20 protein-coding genes are annotated in these 19,937 nt (G+C 65.2%); 13 read left to right on the top strand and 7 right to left on the bottom strand.

Annotated features, from left to right (window positions below):
* Nucleotides 1-43: 43 nt before the first annotated feature.
* Genes ACFI9K_RS20915 through ACFI9K_RS20895 form a run of 5 tightly spaced genes read right to left on the bottom strand, consistent with a single transcriptional unit; the run spans nucleotide 44 to nucleotide 5,496 of the window.
* The gene (locus ACFI9K_RS20915) at nucleotides 44-793 is read right to left on the bottom strand and encodes a sirohydrochlorin chelatase (protein ID WP_462665278.1); all 750 of its coding nucleotides are present in this window, start codon (nucleotides 791-793) and stop codon (nucleotides 44-46) included.
* Nucleotides 790-2,130 carry a sulfate adenylyltransferase subunit 1 gene (locus tag ACFI9K_RS20910; RefSeq protein WP_462665277.1) on the bottom strand — a complete coding sequence of 447 codons (1,341 nt, stop codon included), beginning with the start codon at nucleotides 2,128-2,130 and terminating at the stop codon, nucleotides 790-792. The genes ACFI9K_RS20915 and ACFI9K_RS20910 overlap by 4 nt, the downstream gene beginning before the upstream one ends.
* The gene (gene cysD / locus ACFI9K_RS20905) at nucleotides 2,130-3,074 is read right to left on the bottom strand and encodes a sulfate adenylyltransferase subunit CysD (RefSeq protein ID WP_027497507.1); all 945 of its coding nucleotides are present in this window, start codon (nucleotides 3,072-3,074) and stop codon (nucleotides 2,130-2,132) included. Before cysD ends, ACFI9K_RS20910 begins: the two co-directional genes overlap by 1 nt.
* The gene (locus ACFI9K_RS20900; RefSeq protein ID WP_462665276.1) at nucleotides 3,071-3,781 is read right to left on the bottom strand and encodes a phosphoadenylyl-sulfate reductase; all 711 of its coding nucleotides are present in this window, start codon (nucleotides 3,779-3,781) and stop codon (nucleotides 3,071-3,073) included. Before ACFI9K_RS20900 ends, cysD begins: the two co-directional genes overlap by 4 nt.
* Nucleotides 3,778-5,496: a nitrite/sulfite reductase gene (locus ACFI9K_RS20895; protein WP_462665275.1), complete on the bottom strand. Its 1,719-nt coding sequence runs from the start codon at nucleotides 5,494-5,496 to the stop codon at nucleotides 3,778-3,780. The genes ACFI9K_RS20900 and ACFI9K_RS20895 overlap by 4 nt, the downstream gene beginning before the upstream one ends.
* Before the next feature lie 328 nt (nucleotides 5,497-5,824).
* On the opposite strand from ACFI9K_RS20895, the gene hemW reads away from it, so the two are divergent.
* Nucleotides 5,825-7,072, top strand: coding sequence for a radical SAM family heme chaperone HemW (gene hemW / locus ACFI9K_RS20890; protein ID WP_462665274.1), 1,248 nt, complete (start codon nucleotides 5,825-5,827; stop codon nucleotides 7,070-7,072).
* A 10-nt stretch (nucleotides 7,073-7,082) separates the two neighbouring features.
* Here hemW and ACFI9K_RS20885 read toward each other — a convergent pair whose 3' ends face one another.
* Nucleotides 7,083-7,388: a type II toxin-antitoxin system VapB family antitoxin gene (locus ACFI9K_RS20885; protein WP_243594021.1), complete on the bottom strand. Its 306-nt coding sequence runs from the start codon at nucleotides 7,386-7,388 to the stop codon at nucleotides 7,083-7,085.
* A gap of 133 nt (nucleotides 7,389-7,521) precedes the next feature.
* Here ACFI9K_RS20885 and hrcA point away from each other — a divergent pair, with 133 nt between their 5' ends.
* The 8 genes from hrcA to era all read left to right on the top strand — a co-directional run bounded on the left by hrcA (nucleotide 7,522) and on the right by era (nucleotide 15,360).
* Complete coding sequence (gene hrcA, locus ACFI9K_RS20880; protein ID WP_032379171.1) at nucleotides 7,522-8,565, top strand: heat-inducible transcriptional repressor HrcA; 1,044 nt, start codon at nucleotides 7,522-7,524, stop codon at nucleotides 8,563-8,565.
* Between the two features lie 98 nt (nucleotides 8,566-8,663).
* Complete coding sequence (dnaJ, locus tag ACFI9K_RS20875; RefSeq protein WP_222094327.1) at nucleotides 8,664-9,818, top strand: molecular chaperone DnaJ; 1,155 nt, start codon at nucleotides 8,664-8,666, stop codon at nucleotides 9,816-9,818.
* 3 nt (nucleotides 9,819-9,821) lie between these two features.
* Nucleotides 9,822-10,595 (top strand): 16S rRNA (uracil(1498)-N(3))-methyltransferase, encoded by a 774-nt coding sequence (locus tag ACFI9K_RS20870; protein WP_462665273.1) that lies wholly within the window; start codon nucleotides 9,822-9,824, stop codon nucleotides 10,593-10,595.
* Nucleotides 10,592-11,347 carry an alpha/beta hydrolase family protein gene (locus ACFI9K_RS20865; protein ID WP_462665272.1) on the top strand — a complete coding sequence of 252 codons (756 nt, stop codon included), beginning with the start codon at nucleotides 10,592-10,594 and terminating at the stop codon, nucleotides 11,345-11,347. The genes ACFI9K_RS20870 and ACFI9K_RS20865 overlap by 4 nt, the downstream gene beginning before the upstream one ends.
* A gap of 94 nt (nucleotides 11,348-11,441) precedes the next feature.
* Nucleotides 11,442-12,485: a PhoH family protein gene (locus ACFI9K_RS20860; protein ID WP_462665271.1), complete on the top strand. Its 1,044-nt coding sequence runs from the start codon at nucleotides 11,442-11,444 to the stop codon at nucleotides 12,483-12,485.
* A 37-nt stretch (nucleotides 12,486-12,522) separates the two neighbouring features.
* Nucleotides 12,523-13,065 carry an rRNA maturation RNase YbeY gene (gene ybeY, locus ACFI9K_RS20855; RefSeq protein ID WP_222094322.1) on the top strand — a complete coding sequence of 181 codons (543 nt, stop codon included), beginning with the start codon at nucleotides 12,523-12,525 and terminating at the stop codon, nucleotides 13,063-13,065.
* 40 nt (nucleotides 13,066-13,105) lie between these two features.
* Complete coding sequence (locus ACFI9K_RS20850; RefSeq protein ID WP_462665270.1) at nucleotides 13,106-14,428, top strand: hemolysin family protein; 1,323 nt, start codon at nucleotides 13,106-13,108, stop codon at nucleotides 14,426-14,428.
* Nucleotides 14,429-14,445: 17 nt separating this feature from the next.
* Complete coding sequence (era, locus tag ACFI9K_RS20845; RefSeq protein WP_222094319.1) at nucleotides 14,446-15,360, top strand: GTPase Era; 915 nt, start codon at nucleotides 14,446-14,448, stop codon at nucleotides 15,358-15,360.
* Nucleotides 15,361-15,389: 29 nt separating this feature from the next.
* Here era and ACFI9K_RS20840 read toward each other — a convergent pair whose 3' ends face one another.
* Nucleotides 15,390-16,811, bottom strand: coding sequence for an amidase (locus ACFI9K_RS20840; protein WP_462665269.1), 1,422 nt, complete (start codon nucleotides 16,809-16,811; stop codon nucleotides 15,390-15,392).
* 73 nt (nucleotides 16,812-16,884) lie between these two features.
* On the opposite strand from ACFI9K_RS20840, the gene recO reads away from it, so the two are divergent.
* From recO to ACFI9K_RS20820, 4 genes are read left to right on the top strand one after another with little or no spacing between them, the layout of a single operon-like run.
* Nucleotides 16,885-17,718, top strand: a complete 834-nt coding sequence (gene recO, locus ACFI9K_RS20835; RefSeq protein ID WP_222094316.1) for a DNA repair protein RecO — start codon at nucleotides 16,885-16,887, stop codon at nucleotides 17,716-17,718.
* Entirely contained in the window at nucleotides 17,675-18,493 is an 819-nt protein-coding gene (locus tag ACFI9K_RS20830) for an isoprenyl transferase (RefSeq protein ID WP_052058432.1), read from the top strand. The genes recO and ACFI9K_RS20830 overlap by 44 nt, the downstream gene beginning before the upstream one ends.
* Nucleotides 18,486-18,890 carry a hypothetical protein gene (locus ACFI9K_RS20825; RefSeq protein ID WP_462665268.1) on the top strand — a complete coding sequence of 135 codons (405 nt, stop codon included), beginning with the start codon at nucleotides 18,486-18,488 and terminating at the stop codon, nucleotides 18,888-18,890. The genes ACFI9K_RS20830 and ACFI9K_RS20825 overlap by 8 nt, the downstream gene beginning before the upstream one ends.
* A 51-nt stretch (nucleotides 18,891-18,941) precedes the next feature.
* Nucleotides 18,942-19,934, top strand: coding sequence for an iron-siderophore ABC transporter substrate-binding protein (locus ACFI9K_RS20820; protein ID WP_462665267.1), 993 nt, complete (start codon nucleotides 18,942-18,944; stop codon nucleotides 19,932-19,934).
* Nucleotides 19,935-19,937: the final 3 nt, after the last annotated feature.

The raw sequence follows: 19,937 nt of genomic DNA, 5'->3' as shown, positions 1-19,937 counted from the left end.
GCGAATCGGACCGGAGATGTATCGAATCACGCGGTCGTACATCTCACGCAGTACGGTTGGGCCGAGTCAGCTGCCCGACAATCGCGTCGTAGCGCCTGGACGCAAGCTCGGCTACCGCTGGGTGCGGGCCGATGACGTCGGCGTACGTCACGTTCGGGACGTCCTCGAGCACCCGTGCGATGCGGTCGGTGAGTCTGCCGGGTGCCAGGAACCAGGGTGCCACCACGATTCGGGTGGCGCCCATCGCATGCAACTGTGCCACCGCGTCCAGTGCACACGGTTCGACGGACGTTGCGAAACAGGTGACAGCTCCCGCCCAGCCCGTGCCCGACGCCAGTTCGTTCGCCACCCGGCGGCTGCGGTCGTTCGCACCGGAATCACTGGAACCGACAGCGGCCAGGGCAACCCCGACGGTCGAATCGTCGAGCAGTGCGCCCGAGTCGAGAACGCGATCGCGAACGGCGTCGACGAGAAGGCGGTCGTCGCCCAGAACCTCGGACTGACCGATCGATACGTGTGGGTGCCGCGCACGCGCCGCAGTCAGTAAGACGGGCAGGTCCACTCTCGCGTGGAAAGCACTGCCCAACAGCAGGGGCACCGCGACGATGCGGGCATGTCCTGCCTCGGCCAGATCGTCGAGCACCTGCTCGACGGCGGGTTCACTGAGGTCGAGAAACGCGACGCGCACATCGAGGTCCGGTCGCCGTCGACGCAGAACGTCGACGGCGCGAAGGATCGTCTCGCACGAGCGGGGATCGCGGCTGCCGTGGGCCACCGCGAGCAGAGCCGTCACGCCGGAACTGCCGACCCCAGCTCGACAGCAGCCAACGCGTTGCCCACCAGGCCGGCCGCCAGTGTGTTCCCACCGGCCGGATCGATCAGCAGGAAGCTTCCGGTGTGCCGGTTGACGGCGTAGTCGTCGGCCACGATCGGTTCGGCAACTCGAACGGAGATCCGTCCGATCTCGTTGAGCTCCAACGACTCCGGTCCCTCGTGCGCAGTGAGCTCCTGCTCGTCGAAGCGCTCCACCAGAGACCCGACGATGGCCTGGGTGGTGCGTGTTCCGTGCTTGAGCAGCAGGCGAGCGCCCGGGCGAAGAGGCTTCTCCGCGAGCCAGCACACGGTTGCCTCGAAGTCGCCGATCGGTTCCGGTGCGTCCTGCGGGGACGCGATGGTATCGCCGCGCGAGACGTCGACATCGTCGGCCAGCACGAGAGTGACACTGCGTCCGGCATGAGCGGTACGCAGCTCGCCGTCGGCGGTGTCGATGCGCTCGACAGTTGTTCGGGTGCCGGACGGCAGGATGACGACCTCGTCGCCCACCTCGACCGTGCCCGCCGCTACCTGACCGGCATAACCGCGGTAGTCCGGGAATTCGGCTGTGCGAGGACGAATGACGTACTGCACGGGGAAGCGCAGACCGACACGGTGCGGTTCGGCATCGACCGGTACCGACTCGAGGTGCTCGATGAGGGTGGGCCCGTCGTAGTACGGGGTCTTGTCGGATTTCACGGCGACGTTGTCACCGTGCAACGCCGAGACCGGTATTTCGATGACGTCCTCGCTGGACCACCCGAGTGAGGAAGTCAGCGAATTGAACTCGGCCGAGATTTCGGCGAACACCGTTGCCGGATCCTCGACCAGGTCGATCTTGTTGACGGCGAGCACCAGACGCGGAACACCGAGCAGAGCCAGAACGGCTGCGTGCCTACGGGTCTGGGTGATCACGCCTTTACGGGCATCGACGAGCAGGATGACGAGCTGGGCCGTCGATGCACCGGAGACGGTGTTGCGGGTGTACTGCACGTGGCCGGGGGTATCGGCGAGAACGAAGGACCGCTGCGGCGTCGCGAAGTAGCGGTACGCGACATCGATGGTGATGCCCTGTTCGCGTTCCGCGCGCAAGCCGTCGACCAGGAGGGAGAGGTCGGGAGTGGCCAGACCCTTGTCCACGGATGCACGCGTGACGGCGTCGATCTGATCTGCCAGAACGGATTTGGTGTCGTACAACAGCCGTCCGACGAGAGTGGACTTGCCATCGTCGACGCTGCCCGCGGTGGCGAGGCGAAGAAGCTGGGTGCCGCGAGTGGAGCCTGCGGAATGACCATTGGATGTGCTCGTGCTGCTCATCAGAAGTATCCTTCTCGTTTGCGATCTTCCATGGCAGCTTCGGACACGCGGTCGTCGCCGCGAGTGGCTCCGCGCTCGGTCAGCCTGGACGCGGCCACCTCGGCGAGGATTGCCTGGTTGTCGGCGGCCTCGGACAGCACGGCTCCGGTGGTGGATCCGTCGCCGACGGTGCGGTAGCGCACCGAGAGTGTCTGCAACTCCTCGCCTTCGGCCGGCCCGCCCCAGACGCCGGGCGTCATCCACATGCCGTCGCGCTGGTACACCGGACGCTGATGGGCGTAGTAGATGCTCGCCAACTCCACGTCGTCGCGGGCGATGTAGCGCCAGATGTCGAGTTCGGTGAAGTTGCTGAGCGGGAACACCCGTACCTGCTCGCCGGGAGAGTGCTTGCCGTTGTACAGGTTCCACAGTTCCGGACGTTGCTTCTTGGGCTCCCATTGCCCGAAAGCATTGCGCAGCGAGAAGATTCGCTCTTTCGCACGGGCGCGTTCCTCGTCGCGTCGGGCACCGCCGAACACGGCGTCGAACCGGTTCTCGGAGATCGCGTCGAGCAACGGCACTGTCTGCAACGGGTTACGGATGCCGTCGGGACGTTCGGTGAGACGGCCGTCGGCCAGGTACTCCTCGACGCTGGCCACGTGCAGTCGCAGGTTGTACTTCGCGACCACGTGATCGCGGAAGTCCAGCACCTCCTGCAGGTTGTGGCCGGTATCGACATGCAGCAGGGCGAACGGCAGGGGAGCCGGCCAGAAGGCCTTGATGGCCAGATGCAGCAGAACCGTCGAGTCCTTACCGCCCGAGAACAGAATGACGGGGCGCTCGAATTCGCCGGCCACCTCTCGGAAGATGTGGATGGCTTCGGATTCGAGCGCGTCGAGGGTGTCGAACCGATCTGCGTCGAGATGGGTTCGACCGACGGTTGCCGTCGTGAGGTCGAGTGTCATGAGGCGTGCAACCCACATTCGGTCTTGGCCTTACCGGCCCAACGTCCGCTACGCGGGTCGGCTCCGGGGGCAGGTTTGACGGTGCACGGTGCGCACCCGATGGACGGATATCCCTCGTCGACGAGAGGGTTGACCAGGATCGAATGTTCGTCGATGTAGGCCTGCATCTGCTCGTCGGACCACGGGGCGATCGGGTTGATCTTCACCAGGCCGAAGGCGTCGTCGAAAGAGATCAGAGGAGCGTTGGCGCGAGTCGGGGCTTCGACTCGTCGGATGCCGGTGACCCACGCGCTGTAGTTCGCGAGTTCCTTCTTCAGCGGTGCCACCTTGCGCATGGCGCAGCAGCGGTTCGGTTCGCGAGCGAACAGGTCTTTGCCCTCGATCGAATCCTGTTCTGCCACAGTCTTCTCGGCACGAGCGTTGACGACGTTGACGCCGTAGACGGACTCGACCGCGTCGCGGGTTCCGATGGTCTCCGCAAAGTGGTATCCGGTGTCGAGGAACAACACGTCCACGCCGGGATGAACCTGCGCGGCAAGATGCACCAGCACGCCGTCCTGCATGTTGGAGGCGACGATGAAATCGCTACCGAAGGTGTCTTCGGTCCACTGCAGCAACTCCAGAGGGCTCGCGCCGTCGAGTTCGCGGGCACCGCGCTCGGCGATGTCCTTCAACTGGTCGACCGTCAAATTCAGTCCGGTACTCATCGCAAATCCGCCTCGTCTGCTCGCACGGCCCATTGAGCGAACCGTTCGCCGTCTTCGCGGTGCTTGTCGAAATTGCGCACCACTCTGTCGATGTAATCTCCCAGCTCGGAGCTGTTGACCTTGTGCTGGCGCAACTTCCGGCCGAACGCACTGTCCAGGCCCAGGCTGCCTCCGAGGTGAACCTGGAATCCCTCGATCTGATTCCCGGCCCCGTCGTCCACCAGTTGTCCCTTGAACCCGATGTCCGCGATCTGCGATCGCGCACACGAATTGGGGCAACCGTTGATGTTGATGGTGATCGGCACGTCGAGTCGGCTGTTGATGTCCGACAGTCGCTCTTCGAGCTCGGGAACGAGAACTTGTGAGCGCTTGCGGGTTTCGGCGAACGAGAGCTTGCAGAACTCGATGCCGCTGCAGGCCATCAGGTTCTTGCGCCAATGGGAGGGTCGGGCCGGCAGGCCCAGTGCGTCGAGATCGGAGATCAGCTGCTCGAGCGTCTCGTCCGGAACGTCCAGCACGATCAGCTTCTGGTACGGCGTGAACCGAACGCGGTCCGAGCCGGCCTTCTCGGCGGCGTCGGCAACGGCCGCCAGGATGGTGCCGGACACGCGGCCCGCGATGGGTGCGACGCCGACCGCGTTGAGACCGTTCTTCAGTTTCTGGATGCCGACATGGTCACGCGGCCGAGCGGGCTTCTCGGGAGCCGGGCCGTCGATGAGCTTGCGGTGCAGGTACTCGTCCTCGAGGACCTGGCGGAACTTCTCGATGCCCCAGTCCTTGATCAAAAACTTCAGGCGCGCCTTGGTGCGCAGGCGGCGGTAGCCGTAGTCGCGGAAGATCGAGACGACGCCTTCCCACACGTCGGGAACGTCTTCCAGTGGAACCCAGACGCCGACGCGTTGCGCGAGCATCGGGTTGGTGGACAGTCCGCCGCCGACCCACAGGTCCAGACCCGGTCCGTGTTCGGGGTGGTTCACTCCGATGAACGCGACGTCGTTGATCTCGTGCACCACGTCCTGCAGGCCCGAGATCGCCGTCTTGAACTTGCGCGGCAGGTTCGAGTACTCGGGCTTACCGATGTAGCGCTCGACGATCTCGTCGATGGCCGAGGTGGGATCGAGAATCTCGTCGACGGCTTCACCCGCCAGGGGGGAACCGAGCACCACACGCGGGCAGTCGCCGCACGCCTCGGTGGTCTTCAACCCGACTGCTTCGATGCGACGCCAGATCTCGGGGACGTTCTCCACCTCGATCCAGTGGAACTGGACGTTCTCTCGATCGGACAGGTCGGCGGTGTCGCGCCCGAAGTCCTTCGAGATCTGGGCCAGCGTGCGGAGCTGCTCCAGATTCAGGGCTCCGGCATCGCACCGGATCCGCATCATGAAGTACTTGGCCTCGAGCAGGTCGATGTTGTCGTCACCGGTGAAGGTGCCGTCGTAGCCCTGTTCACGCTGGGTGTACAGACCCCACCAGCGGAACCGGCCGCGTAGATCGCCCTTGTCGATGCTGTCGAACCCCTGCTTCGAGTAGATGTTCTCGATGCGGGCACGCACGTTGAGCGGGTTGTCGTCCTTCTTGGACTGCTCGTTGGCGTTCAGTGGCTCCCGGTACCCCAGAGCCCACTGGCCTTCGGCGCGACGTTTGGTCGGCCGCGGTGCTCGCTCTCGCGGTGTGGCGGAGGCAGCGTCGGTGGTCGCGTCGCTGGTCGACGACATGCATTGCTCCTGCATCTTCGGTGCGGGCCGGGTCCGGTCGTTGCGCAGAAGTGCGCTCACGAGATGGTGCGGAACCGGTGGATCGAATGGACGTGCTCGAAGGAGGGCTGGGTCAGCAGCCGGTCGTGTGTCGACACGACGCGCTGCAGACGCGGCCGAGATCGACGTGGCGGCGCGCCACGAGTCGAATTCCTGAGTCGGTCACGGGTGCCATTGTGCCACGTCATCGACGGGGTGCCGACCGCGGCGGCCTATTTACCCCAAAATTCCGGTAAATAGGCTGGCAGGGTGCGATCGAGGCGTCCCCGACGCGGTGGACGGTGGGTGGATGGGGCCGCCTGTGAACTCTGGGACACTGGAGTTCGTGAATACCGTCGTACCAGTCCCGTCCACCTTCGAGTTGCCGAACGAGGCGTTCGACGGGGTCGGGGACCGTGCGTTCGGGATCTACGTCCACGTTCCGTTCTGCGCCACCCGCTGCGGCTACTGCGACTTCAACACCTATACGGCCGGCGAACTGGGCACTTCGGCATCCCCGCAGTCCTGGTTGGAGGGCCTGCGTCGAGAACTCGACAGTGCCGCGGATCTGATCGGTTCGGGCGCGGGACGTGTTCCGACCGCGGACACGGTGTTCGTCGGTGGCGGCACACCGTCGCTCCTCGGCGGTGACGGATTGGCCGACGTCCTCGGCGCGGTCCGATCGAGCTTCGGTCTCACCGACGGCGCCGAGGTGACGACGGAATCGAATCCGGAATCGACATCGCCTGCATTTTTCGAGCGGCTGCGCGACTCCGGGTTCACCCGGGTCTCGCTGGGAATGCAGTCCGCCGCACCACACGTGCTCGCCGTTCTCGATCGCACCCACACGCCGGGTCGAGCGGTGGCGGCGGCGAAGGAGGCGCGTGCGGCCGGCTTCGAGCACGTCAACCTCGATCTCATCTACGGCACTCCCGGCGAGCGCGACAGCGACCTCGATCAGTCTCTCGCCGCCGTGCTCGAGGCCGGTGTCGATCATGTCTCGGCGTACGCACTGATCGTGGAGGACGGCACGGCCATGGCGCGCAAGGTGCGTCGCGGCGAGCTGCCCGCCCCGGACGACGACGTGTTGGCGAGCCGATACGAACGCATCGACGCGGCGCTGAACTCGGCCGGGCTGTCGTGGTACGAGGTGTCGAACTGGGCCACCGACGCCGACGCGCAGTGCCGCCACAACATCGGTTACTGGGACGGCGGCGATTGGTGGGGTGCCGGGCCGGGAGCGCACAGTCATATCGGCGGTACGCGATTCTGGAACGTCAAACACCCGGCCACCTACGCAGATCGGCTCGCCGCGGGCGAGCTACCGGTGCAGGGTAGTGAGCTGCTCACTGCGCAGGACCGCCACCTCGAAGAATTGATGCTGACCGTCCGACTGCGATCGGGGGTGCCGATGAGTTTGCTGGGGCAGACCGAACTCGCCGCCGCCGAGCAGACCGTGGCGGACGGGTTGATGGAGAAGCGGCTGGATCACCTCGTGCTGACCGACCGCGGCCGGTTGCTCGCCGATGCCGTGGTGCGCACCATCGCGGCCGCGTGAACGATCTGTTTCAGGCACCCAGTGCGTCGTAGTCGAACACCCTGGCGTGCAACACCGTTCGGTTCCGCAGTGCTGCACGGACGGCGCGGTGCAGGCCGTCCTCGAGGTAGACGACGCCGCGGAACTGCACGGCGTGCGGAAACAGATCTCCGTAGAAAGTGGAGTCCTCGGAGAGAAGTCGGTCGAGTTCGAGCACCTTCGTGGTGGTGACGATCTCGTCCAGACGAAGCTGGCGCGGCGGAATTCTCGACCAATCCCTGATGGACAGGCCGTGCTCGGGGTACGGCTTGCCGTCACGAACACCTTTGAAGATCATCGCGAGCCCCGAGCCGCTGGACCGAATCGAAAGAACGTTTTCACCCGGACCACAGTAAGGCCTTGCACGAGCACGTGTACCTCGGCTACTAGACTCGAGCGGCGATTGGAAACGAGAACGGAGGTGGGCACCGATGTCGAGCACCGACGACAGGCGGTTCGAGGTTCTGCGAGCGATCGTGGCGGACTACGTGTCCACCCAGGAACCCGTCGGCTCACGTGCTTTGGTCGAGCGACACAACCTGGGCGTATCCAGTGCCACCGTGCGCAACGACATGGCCGTGCTCGAGGCCGAGGGCTACATCGCGCAACCGCACACCAGCTCCGGTCGGGTGCCGACCGACAAGGGGTATCGGCAGTTCGTCGATCGAATCGCGGACGTCAAACCACTCTCGGCTGCCGAACGCCGCGCCATCCTGGAATTTCTCGAGAACGGCGTCGACCTGGACGACGTGTTGCGCCGTGGCGTTCGACTGTTGGCCCAGTTGACCCGACAGGTCGCCGTGGTGCAGTACCCCACGCTGTCGGCCTCGTCGGTTCGGCACCTCGAAGTGGTGGCACTCACCCCGGCTCGACTGCTGCTGGTGCTGATCACCGACTCGGGTCGAGTGGATCAGCGCATCGTCGAGCTCGGCGACGTTCTCGACGACGAAAATCTGTCGCAGCTGCGTCGCCTGCTCGGCAGCGCGCTGGAAGGAAAGCGACTGGCAGCCGCGTCGGTAGCGGTGGCGGAACTTGCCGAGAACGCGCCCGCAGGGCTACGGGACGCCATGATCCGATCCGCCACCGTGCTGGTGGAATCACTGGTGGAGCACCCCGAAGAGCGCTTGGTGCTCGGCGGAACGGCGAACCTGACCCGCAACGCCGCGGACTTCGCGGGCGACGCAGGGTTTCCCGGATCGCTCAGAGCGGTACTCGAGGCGCTGGAAGAGCAAGTGGTGGTACTCAAGCTGCTCGCAGTGACACAAGACACGCGCACCGTCACCGTGCGCATCGGCGAGGAAACGCAGGTCGAGGAAATGCGCGGCACGTCGGTGATTTCCACCGGCTACGGCTCTGCTGGCATGGTCCTCGGAGGAATGGGTGTGCTGGGGCCGACCCGAATGGATTACCCAGGAACAATCGCGTCGGTAGCCGCGGTTGCCAGGTACATAGGCGAGGTTCTGGCCGAGCGTTGAGACGAGCGAAACCCGATCGAACGCCGGCAGTGGGGGCATGGGCTGCCGGAACACAGCACTAACTGACGAGATTCATCTTCTAGGACGAAAGAGACGACGTGGCACGGGATTATTACGGGACTTTGGGCGTCGGCCAGCAGGCGACGGACCAGGAGATCAAGCGCGCATACCGGAAACTGGCGCGAGAGCTGCACCCGGACGTCAACCCGGACGAGGCCGCGCAGGCCAGGTTCAAGGAAATTTCCACCGCGTACGAGGTGCTCTCGGATCCGGAGAAGCGTCGGGTCGTCGACCTCGGCGGCGATCCGCTGCAGCAGGGTGGCGGAGGCGGCGGCGGGTTCGGTGGAGCCGGATTCGGCGGTGGTCTGGGAGATGTGTTCGAGGCGTTCTTCGGCGGCGGCGCGGGCGGTGCCCAGCGCGGGCCCAAGGGGCGCGTGCAGCCGGGAGCGGACTCACTGCTGCGAACCAAGCTCACCCTCGACGAGTGCGCGACCGGGGTGACCAAGCACATCACCGTCGACACCGCGATCCTGTGCGATCTGTGCACCGGCTCGGGAACCAACGGTGACTCCAAGCCGGTTCGATGCGAAACCTGCGGCGGTGCAGGCGAGGTGCAGTCGGTGCAGCGCTCGTTCCTCGGCCAGGTCATGACCAGTCGTCCGTGCCCCACCTGCCGCGGTGCAGGCGAGACCATTCCAGATCCGTGCCGCAAGTGTGGCGGCGACGGGCGCGTGCGCTCGCGTCGCGATATCTCGGTCAAGGTTCCCGTCGGCGTGAGCAACGGCATGCGAATTCGCCTTGCCTCACAGGGTGAGGTCGGACCGGGCGGTGGCCCCGCAGGGGATCTGTACGTGGAGATCGTCGAACAGCAGCACGAGGTGTTCGTCCGCGACGGCGACGATCTGCACTGCACCGTCCGCGTTCCGATGGTCGACGCGGCACTCGGCACCTCGGTGAACATCGACGCAATCATCGACGGACCCACCGAAATCTCCATAGAACAAGGCACACAACCGAATTCGACGACGGTGCTGCGCGGGCACGGTATGCCCAAGCTGCGCTCCGGTATTCGCGGTGACCTCCATGCCCACCTCGAGGTCATCGTCCCGACCAAGCTGGACAGCAAGCAGACCCATCTGCTCGAGCAGCTCAAGTCGATGCGAGACCGTGACTCCGCGGAGGTCGTGACCACCGGTTCGGCACACAGCGGCGGCCTGTTCTCGCGGTTGCGGGAAGCGTTCAGCGGTCGTTGATCCATGGCCCCCACGGTCTTCTATCTCTCGCCGCTGCCGAACGTCGGCGAGATCGCGGTTCTCGACGGCAAGGAAGGGCATCACGCCGCAACCGTGCGGCGCATTCGCGTCGGTGAGCGGGTGCTCCTCGGTGACGGAGCGGGAGGCTTGGCCGACACGGTGGTGGCCGCCGCCGAGAAGAACCGTCTCGAGCTGACCGTGCAGTCGCGGCGCGAGATGCCGCCGCCAGCCCCGACGGTGACCCTCGTGCAGGCGCTACCCAAGGCCGATCGCTCGGAGCTGGCCGTGGAGTTGGCCACCGAGGCCGGAGTCGACGCTGTGGTGCCCTGGCAGTCCGCGCGATGTGTCGCGCGCTGGGAAGGGCCCAAGGCGGTCAAGGGCGTCGCCCGGTGGCGTAGTACTGCCGCCGAGGCAGCCAAGCAGTCGCGTCGGGCATACATCCCCGATGTCGCCGAGCTGCACGATTCGCGTGCCGTGTACGCCTGGGTCGGAGCTGCGGTGGCGCGCGGTGGGATCGTTGCCGTGCTGCACGAGAGCGCAACCTCGGCATTCGGTGACCTGCCGTTCCGATCCGTACCGGAAGTCGCGATCGTCGTCGGGCCCGAAGGCGGCCTCGACGACCGGGAAGTCGCTGCGCTGACCGAGGCCGGGGCAACGCCGGTGGTGCTGGGCCCCACGGTGCTCAGGACGTCGACGGCCGGAGCAGTGGCGCTCGGTGCTTTGGGCGTGCTGACCTCGCGCTGGACGCAACTACCCCCGGATTTCCAGAATTCGTGAGCGCACGGATCAAGATTGCGTACGGCGATCATGCGCAGCAGTTCGGCCATCTGTACCTGCCGCGTGAGACGGTCGACGCGTCGACGCCGGTCGTGGTGGTGATTCACGGCGGGTTCTGGAGCGGGCAGTACGGATCGAACCTGGGCACTCAGTTCGCGCGCGCGGTTGCGGGTGCCGGTGCGGTGGCGTGGAACATCGAATATCGACGCGTCGGCGCAGGCGGGCACTGGCCAGAGATGCAGTCGGACGTTCTCGCGGCGCTCGACGTCGTTGCCGGCGATCTGCAGCATCACGCCCCGGTCGGCATCGACGACGTCCGCGTCATCGGCCACTCGGCCGGTGGGCACCTGGCTGCGTGGCTCGGCGGCGAGACCGGCACGAAGGTCCGCCCGTCGCGCATCGTCTCGCAGGCCGGCGTTCTCGACCTCGAGCCGCACGGTGCGTCGGGTCGGACCAATCCGGCAGTCGAGGCGTTGTTGCAGGCTCGCTACGAGGACAACCCCGAGCTGTACCGTTCGGCGTCGCCTGCCGCACGCGTGCCGATCGGTATCCCGACGATCGTCCTGCACGGGTCGCAGGACGTTCAGGTACCGGTGGCACAGAGCGAACGGTATGTCGACGCCGCAACGGCGGTCGGGGACCACGCGACGTTGACGGTGGTGCAGGGCGAGGATCACTTCGCGTTCCTGAATCCCGATTCGCAGAGTTGGGCGCTCTCGCTCGACGCGGTGCTCGGCCGAGGCGGCGAGTAATCGGAATGCGCATCGAAGCTGCGGCGTTAAACTTCAATCGAACACCGATCCAGGTCTTCGGAGTCGAAACAAGAGAGCAGGCCATAGCCACCACGTGAGTGAACACAGCGAATTTCCCGCCGAGCGCGATGTTCGGTCCACCTTGGAGCTCGCCCCCGAAGCAGTGATGCCACTGCTGGGACAGTCCGACGAGAACCTGCGGGCACTCGAGCAGATGCTGACGGCAGACATCCACGTACGAGGAAACGCCGTGACGCTCACCGGAAAAGTGGCCGACGTGGCACTCGCGGAGCGGGTGATCTCGGAGTTGGCCGCGCTGGCCAAGCGCGCCCAGCCGCTCACGCCCGACGCAGTCCGTCGCTCTGTCGCGATGCTCACCGAGGGGGTGTCCGATTCACCGGCCGAGGTCCTGAGCTTGGACATTCTCTCTCGCCGCGGCAAGACGATCAGACCCAAGACGCTGAACCAGAAACGGTATGTGGACGCGATCGACGCCAACACCATCGTGTTCGGCATCGGGCCGGCCGGTACCGGAAAGACCTACCTGGCGATGGCCAAGGCCGTGCAGGCCCTGCAGACCAAGCAGGTCAGCCGCATCATCCTCACGCGCCCGGCCGTCGAAGCGGGGGAGCGCCTCGGCTTCCTGCCCGGTACCTTGCACGAGAAGATCGACCCGTACCTGCGACCGCTGCACGATGCGCTGCACGACATGATGGACGACGAAGCGATTCCCAAGCTGATGCAGGCCGGGGTCATCGAGGTCGCGCCGCTCGCGTACATGCGCGGTCGCACACTGAACGACGCGTTCATCATTCTCGACGAGGCGCAGAACACCACGGCCGAGCAGATGAAGATGTTCCTGACACGTCTGGGCTTCGGCTCGAAGATCGTCGTCACCGGCGACGTCACCCAGGTCGACCTCCCCGGTGGCGCGAAGTCGGGACTGCGCGCGGCGTCCGAGATTCTCACCGAGGTCGACGACATTCACTTTGCGCAGCTCACCAGCAGCGACGTGGTGCGGCACCGCTTGGTCTCGGAGATCGTCGACGCGTACGAGCGTTTCGAGTCGTCCGCACAGAGTGTGATTCCGGGCCGCGAGCAACGCCGCAGCGGCGGACCGCGTTCGGCGAGAAGATGATTCAGACGCAGGCAACGAGAGTGTGGGTAGTGGCTCGATGAGTATCGAAGTGTCCAACGAGTCGGGGATGGACATCTCCGAACCCGAGCTGGTCTCGGTCGCACGATTCGCGATCGCCGGTATGGACGTGCATCCCGCTGCGGAACTGTCGATGGTGCTGGTGGATTCGGCGACGATGGCGGATCTGCACATGAGGTGGATGGACCTGCCCGGACCCACCGACGTGATGTCCTTTCCGATGGACGAGCTCGAGCCCGGGGGTCGTCCGGACGCCCCCGATCCCGGACCGGCGATGCTCGGCGACATCGTGTTGTGCCCGTCGTTCGCTGCGGATCAGGCTGCGGCTGCAGGCCATTCGCTCGAGCACGAGCTGGCCTTGCTGACGGTGCACGGTGTGTTGCATCTGCTGGGCTACGACCACGCCGAGCCGGACGAAGAGAAGGAAATGTTCGAGCTGCAGAACCGTCTGCTGGCCGAGTGGTACGAGGACGCCAGGCGGGCCGAGCAGGCTGCCGAGCAGTCCGCTCGCGACGCCAGGCTGCTGGGGAAGGCCGGTTTCGTCGACGGTGTCGATCGATGACCCGCATTGTGCGAGGGCTGGATGTGCGGGGTCGTAGCGCGTGAGCAGTGCAGTTGCGCTCATCGTCTTCGCCGTCCTACTGGTCCCTCTCGGAGGCCTGTTCGCTGCGGTCGATTCTGCACTGAACACAGTCTCGCGTGCGCGTATCGAGGACATGGTCAAGGACGAGAGGCCGGGTGCCGCCGGCCTCGTCGTCGTGGTTGCCGACCGCCCGCGCTACGTCAACTTGATGGTCCTGCTGCGCATTCTGTGTGAAATCGGCGGTACCGTTCTGCTCGCAGGCGGCCTGACCCAACTCATCGATTCCACGACTGCGCTGATCGTCACTGCGGTGGTCATGGTCCTGGTCAGCTACGTCGTGATCGGTGTCGGACCACGAACCCTCGGCCGGCAGAATGCGTACTCGATCGCCCTCGCCGCAGCGTTTCCGCTCCGTGCACTCGGTTGGCTCCTCGGGCCGATCAGCAGGCTGCTCATTCTCATCGGTAATGCCATCACCCCCGGTAAGGGTTTTCGCAACGGCCCGTTCGCATCCGAAATCGAATTGCGCGAGTTGGTGGACATGGCCCGCGAGCGCGGCATCGTCGCCGACGACGAGCGTCGGATGATCCAATCGGTGTTCGAGTTGGGCGATACCTCGGCCCGCGAGGTGATGGTCCCGCGGCCCGAGATGGTGTGGATCGAATCCGACAAGTCGGCCGGGCAGGCCACCTCCTTGGCCGTCCGCAGCGGTCACTCGCGCATCCCGGTGATCGGGGAGAACGTCGACGACATCGTCGGTGTGGTGTACCTCAAAGACCTTGTGCAGCAGACGTATTACTCCACCGACGGTGGCCGCGGGGTACAGGTGTCCGAGCTGATGCGTCCGGCGGTATTCGTGCCCGACTCCAAGGCGCTCGACAGTCTGCTCGCCGAGATGCAGCGCGACCGCAACCACATGGCTCTGCTGGTCGACGAATACGGCGGCATCGCAGGCCTGGTGACCATCGAGGACGTGATCGAAGAAATCGTCGGCGAGATTGCGGACGAATACGACTCGGACGAGGTAGCGCCCATCGAAGAACTCGACGACGGACGGTACCGGGTGTCCTCGCGAGTGCCTCTCGAAGACCTCGGTGAGCTCTTCGGCATCGAGATCGAATCGGAGGAAGTCGACACCGTCGGCGGGCTGCTGGGACACGAGCTGGGCCGTGTGCCGCTGCCCGGTGCCCAGGTGATGACCCATGGTTTGTTGCTGCGCGGTGAAGGTGGAGCCGACCCCAAGGGCCGAGTTCGCATCACCACCGTGCTTGTCGAAAAGATCGAACCCGACGAAGAATCCACCGAGGACGACGATTCGTCGGACGTCGCTCACCAACACTGAAAGCTGAAGGTGCTCTTGTGTCCGAGCAGAACAACGGTGAGTTCCGATCCGGATTCGTCTGTTTCGTAGGTCGACCCAACACCGGCAAGTCCACGCTGACCAACGCGTTGGTGGGGTCGAAGATCGCCATCACGTCCTCACGTCCGCAAACCACCCGACACACGATCCGCGGCATCGTGCACCGCGACCACGCACAACTGATTCTCGTCGACACCCCCGGATTGCACCGTCCCAGAACGCTTCTGGGACAGCGACTCAACGATCTGGTGCAGGACACGTACTCCGAGGTCGATGTCATCGGCCTGTGCATCCCGGCCGACGAGAAAATCGGACCGGGCGACCGATGGATTCTCGAACAGGTGCGCCACATCGCCCCCAAGACCACCTTGATCGGGATCGTCACCAAGATCGACAAGGTCAAGAAGGAACGCGTCGTACAGCAGTTGATGGCGCTCTCGAAGCTCCTCGGCGAGTCCAGTCACGTGATTCCGGTGTCGGCCGAATCGGGAGAGCAGGTGGAGAAGCTGGTCGATCTGCTGGCGTCGGAGTTGCCGCCGGGGCCGGCGTTCTACCCCGACGGTGAGCTGACCGACGAGCCGGAGGAAATCCTCATGGCCGAGCTCATTCGAGAGGCGGCGCTCGAAGGCGTCCGCGACGAGCTTCCCCACTCACTGGCCGTCGTCATCGAGGAGGTCGTACCCCGCGAGGGCCACGACAACATGCTCGACGTGCACGCGATCCTCTACGTCGAGCGATCGAGCCAGAAGGCGATCATCATCGGCAAGGGCGGCTCGCGGCTCAAAGAGGTGGGGACGGCCTCGCGCCTGCAGATCGAAAAGCTGCTCGGCACCAGGATCTACCTCGACCTCCACGTCAAAATCGCCAAGGATTGGCAGACCGACCCCAAGCAGATGGGCAAGCTCGGCTTCTGACCTGCCATGTGTACGGGACTTCGTAGCGACTACGAAGTTCCGTTCACATCGGTCCACCAGGGATCGGGGCGCTTGCGGTGCCACTGCAGTACGTTCTCGAGTTGGGCCGCAACCGAGATCAACAGTGGCTCGGAGGATTCGTGCCCCATCAACTGCAGACCGATGGGAAGCCCGTTCTTCGTCAGCCCTGCAGGGACGTTCACGCTCGGCCAGCCGAGCACGTTCCACGGCCAGGTGTACGGGCAGTGTTCGGTGATGATCCGATCGGTGTCGGCATTGGAGACTCCGTCGATGGCGTCGACCCGCGGCGGGGGAGTGGCCGTCGTCGGGGCGAGCACGATGTCGTAGTCGTCGAAGAACCGTCCGATGCGGCGTCCGATGCGCGGTTCGGCGGCGCGGGCTGCACGCAACGGGGCTCCGGCGAGGGCTCGGCCGCTCTTGGCGTTGGCTCGGGTGCGTGGGTCTGCCAGGTTCGGGTCGGGAAGGCGATCGAGCCACGTGGCCACGCCGGCCAGCGAGCGCGGTAAGAAGTTGAGGCCCAACAGCATTCCGTAGGCGGGGTCGTCGACGACCACTCGATGTCCGAGCAATCGCAGTACCGCAGCCATCTCGTAGGCGGCAGCGGCGATCTCCGGATCCAGCGGCGCGGGCGTCGGGATGAACGGCTTACGCAGGCTCAACGCTATTCGCAGTGTGCCCGGATTGCGTCCGACAGCGTCCGAGACAGTCAACGGAGCCGGGCGGTGCAGGTCACCGTCGTGGCCGCCGGAGACCACGTCGAGCAGAAGTGCGGCGTCGGCCACCGTGCGCGCGAGCGGACCGATGACGGTGATGCCGTTGAAGGCCTCGGCGTCCGGCCACGTGGAGATCCGTCCCCGCTGCGGCTTGATGCCCACGAGATTGGTCCATGACGCGGGGATGCGAACCGAGCCCGCGCCGTCGGAACCCAATGCAGCCGAGACCAATTCGGCTGCCACAGCCGCAGAGCTGCCGCCGGAAGAGCCGCCGGGGGTGCGGTCGCGGTTCCAGGGATTCCTGGTGTGGCCGAACGACCCTCCGGTGAACGGCCACTGGCCCAGCTCCGGGCTGTTGGTCTTTCCGACGATGACAGCGCCGGCCGCGCGGAGTCTGCGCACCACCTCCGAGTCTGCGGAGGCAGGTGGAAAGTGTCCGGCGCAGCCGAACGCCGTCGGCTCCCCGGTGATGTCCACATCGTCCTTGACGGCGATCGGAACGCCGAGCAGGGGCGCGGTTCCACCGGCGAGTCGCAGGCGATCCGCCTCAGCGGCCTCGGCGAGTGCGGCGTCACGCCGCACGAGCCGGAAGGCATTGAGAGTGGGTTGGCTCTTCTCGATCCGGTCGAGTGATTCGGTGACCGCCTGTACCGAGGTGATGCGACCCGACGCGAGTGCGGCGGCCTGAGCAACGAGAGTCGACCGATGAACATCCACGTGGGCACAGTATCGGCTTCTCTCCAGCGCGGGAAGCGGCCAACGATGCGGCACCCGTGGGAGACTGGAGACCGTGAGGCCATACCGTGACAACGCAGTCGTCCTGCGCCAGCACAAGCTGGGCGAGGCCGACCGCATCGTCACGTTGCTGACCAGGGAGAACGGTATCGTGCGGGCCGTTGCCAAAGGAGTGCGTCGCACCAAGTCCAAGTTCGGCGCTCGACTGGAACCGTTCGCGCACATCGACGTCCTGCTCTATCCGGGTCGCAACCTCGACATCGTCACTCAAGTGCACACGGTCGATGCGTTCGGCGGAGACATCGTCGCCGATTACGGCCGCTACACCACCGGTTGTGCCGTTCTCGAGACGGCCGAGCGCCTGGCAGGCGAGGAGCACGCACCGGCGCAGCGACTGCATCAGCTGACCGTCGGTGCGCTCCGAGCGCTTGCCCAGCACATCCGCCCACCCGAGCTCGTGCTGGACGCCTATCTGTTGCGCGCCATGGGTTTCGCCGGATGGGCACCCGCCCTGACCGATTGCGCCCGGTGCGCCGCCGTCGGGCCGCATCGCGCATTCCACGTCGCCGCCGGTGGAGCGGTGTGTGTGCACTGCCGGCCACCTGGATCGGCGACGCCGTCGACCGGAGTCCTGGATCTGATGGTCGCGCTCGAACGAGGCGAGTGGGACTACACCGTCACCACCTCGGATGCGGTGCGCAAGCAGGCCAGTGGACTGGTGGCGGCCCATCTGCAATGGCACCTCGAACGACAATTGCGCACACTTCCGCTCATCGAGCGTTCGCATCCGCATCAGACGCCGCTGGCGCAACCTGACTCCGTGTTCGCCGACACCGTCGGGCAGGATGGGGACCGTGATTCGACGACGAGAGCCGCAACCCCGGCCTGACGGACAGTCGGCAGTGCGCCCTCCCGATCCGCACCCGTCGGGCGCTCGGCCGCCGATTCTGCAGCCGGAACTGATACCTCGCCACGTCGCTCTGGTGATGGACGGCAACGGTCGGTGGGCACAGGATCGCGGTCTGCCGCGCACTGCGGGCCACGAGCAGGGCGAAGCGGTGCTCATGGACACCGTCTGCGGATGTATCGAGATCGGTGTGCAGTGGTTGTCCGCGTACGCCTTCTCGACGGAAAACTGGAAGCGCAGCCCCGACGAGGTGAAGTTCCTGATGGGCTTCAACCGTGACGTCATTCGTCGTCGACGCGACGAGATGAACGAGATGGGCGTCCGGGTCCGCTGGGCCGGTCGGCGACCCAGGTTGTGGGGCAGCGTCATCAAGGAACTCGAAGTAGCCGAGGAACTGACGAAGCACAACACCGTGATGACGCTGACGATGTGCGTCAACTACGGCGGGCGAGCCGAGATCGCCGATGCCACAAGGGAAATTGCCCGTCAGGTTGCCGCAGGCAAGCTGAATCCGGAGAAGATCACCGAAGCAACCGTTGCGAAATACCTCGACGAAGCCGATATGCCGGACGTGGACCTGTTCCTGCGTCCGTCGGGGGAGCAGCGCACGTCTAATTTCCTACTGTGGCAATCCGCCTACGCGGAGTTCGTGTTCCAGAAGAAGCTGTTCCCGGATTTCGACCGCCGGGACCTGTGGGAGGCGTGTATCGAATTCGCTTCGCGTGACCGACGATTCGGTGGAGTGAAATATGAGTGAGGACGTACCCGGTCTGACATTGCAAACGCGTGCACAGTTGGCGCTTGCCCAGTTCGCCACAGTGACGGTAGGAGAAGAAGGCTCGCTGGGGTTCGACTACGCGGGCGCGCTGTGTTCGTTACGCGCGGTGCAACTCTCGCCGGAACTCGAGGTGCTCTCTCTCACCGCGGTGTTGGCGTGGGACAGGCCACTCAAGGCTGCTCTGCACAAGAAGGTCTCGGACCGTAATGCCGATTCACAATTCGGCGCTATCTCCGTCAACACTCACGACAAGCTGGCAGATGTACTGCTGCGCTATACCTTCCCTGCGAACGGGTTGGACGACGAGGCCATGCTCACGATGTTGATCCTGGTGCTGGCCGGAGTGGAGAAGGCGCGCGAAGGACTGCTGCCCTGATCCGTCGGCTAAGGTTTGCCTGTACTTACTTTTCGAGTAGAGGCGGATGTGATGACTGTGCGGTTCACCCGAATGCTGACAGCAGTGGCGGCGGTGATCGTCCTGGGTGTATCGGTGACGGCCTGTTCGAGCGCCGATACCGGCGATTCCGATGCCCGATCGGCGGACGGTGCCTTCCCGGTCGTCGTCGATCACATCTACGGCAGTACGACTGTTCCCGAGAAGCCCACCCGCATAGTCACACTCGGAGTGTCCGACGCCGACGCAGTCATCGCCCTCGGCACGGTGCCGGTCGGCAACACCGGGTACACCTTCTACGAGACCGGACTCGGTCCGTGGACCGACGAGTTGGTGGGCGACGCACCGCTGACGCTGCTGGGCTCGGAGTCCGAACCGAACTTCGAGCTCATTGCTTCCCTGGCACCGGATCTGATCACCGGGCTCAATGCGGGCTTCGACGAGGACACCTACGCCAAGCTCAGTGACATCGCCCCGACGGTCGCTCGACCCGCGGGGTCGGCAGCCTATGCCGTCGATCGTGAGGTGGCCACCGACACCATTGCGCGCGCGATGGGCGAATCCGAACGTGGCAAGCAGCTGAACGCGCAGACCACGGCTGCGCTCGAACAGGTGCGAGCCGCGCACCCGGAGTTCGCGGGTAAGACTGCGGCCGTGGTACTTCCGTACCAGGGTCAGTTCGGCGCATATCTGCCCGGTGATGCACGCGGTACCTTCGTCACGTCGTTGGGCTTCGAGATTCCGGACCCGATTCTGGCCGAGGACGACGGCACCAACTTCTTCGTTCCGGTCTCGGCGGAGAACATTTCCACGCTCGACGCCGATGTGGTGCTCTATCTGGGCACAGGCGAGGACGTCGACGTCGTGGCCGAGAATCCGATCTTCGCAACACTGAGCGCCGCCCGCAACAACGCCCTCGTCCCGTTGTCCATCGATCAGCGTGGCGCGATCACCTACAACTCGGTGCTGTCCATTCCGTTCGCCATCGATTCGGTGGTGCCTCGTCTTGCCGATGCGGTGGGCTGAGAG

Source organism: Rhodococcus sp. PSi06 (assembly GCF_054960675.1).
Note: the sequence above shows the minus strand (reverse complement) of the source record. Positions and strands in the feature narration are given on the sequence as shown.

What these genes read in the sequence shown, in the direction of transcription:
- ACFI9K_RS20820 (WP_462665267.1), top strand. Translation starts at nt 18,942, where the DNA reads ATGACTGTGCGGTTCACCCGAATGCTGACAGCAGTGGCGGCGGTGATC.
- ACFI9K_RS20885 (WP_243594021.1), bottom strand. Translation starts at nt 7,388, where the DNA reads ATGATCTTCAAAGGTGTTCGTGACGGCAAGCCGTACCCCGAGCACGGC.
- ACFI9K_RS20825 (WP_462665268.1), top strand. Translation starts at nt 18,486, where the DNA reads ATGAGTGAGGACGTACCCGGTCTGACATTGCAAACGCGTGCACAGTTG.
- ACFI9K_RS20900 (WP_462665276.1), bottom strand. Translation starts at nt 3,781, where the DNA reads ATGAGTACCGGACTGAATTTGACGGTCGACCAGTTGAAGGACATCGCC.
- cysD (WP_027497507.1), bottom strand. Translation starts at nt 3,074, where the DNA reads ATGACACTCGACCTCACGACGGCAACCGTCGGTCGAACCCATCTCGAC.
- ACFI9K_RS20910 (WP_462665277.1), bottom strand. Translation starts at nt 2,130, where the DNA reads ATGAGCAGCACGAGCACATCCAATGGTCATTCCGCAGGCTCCACTCGC.
- ACFI9K_RS20895 (WP_462665275.1), bottom strand. Translation starts at nt 5,496, where the DNA reads ATGTCGTCGACCAGCGACGCGACCACCGACGCTGCCTCCGCCACACCG.
- ACFI9K_RS20870 (WP_462665273.1), top strand. Translation starts at nt 9,822, where the DNA reads ATGGCCCCCACGGTCTTCTATCTCTCGCCGCTGCCGAACGTCGGCGAG.
- ACFI9K_RS20830 (WP_052058432.1), top strand. Translation starts at nt 17,675, where the DNA reads ATGGGGACCGTGATTCGACGACGAGAGCCGCAACCCCGGCCTGACGGA.
- hemW (WP_462665274.1), top strand. Translation starts at nt 5,825, where the DNA reads ATGGGGCCGCCTGTGAACTCTGGGACACTGGAGTTCGTGAATACCGTC.
- hrcA (WP_032379171.1), top strand. Translation starts at nt 7,522, where the DNA reads ATGTCGAGCACCGACGACAGGCGGTTCGAGGTTCTGCGAGCGATCGTG.
- ybeY (WP_222094322.1), top strand. Translation starts at nt 12,523, where the DNA reads ATGAGTATCGAAGTGTCCAACGAGTCGGGGATGGACATCTCCGAACCC.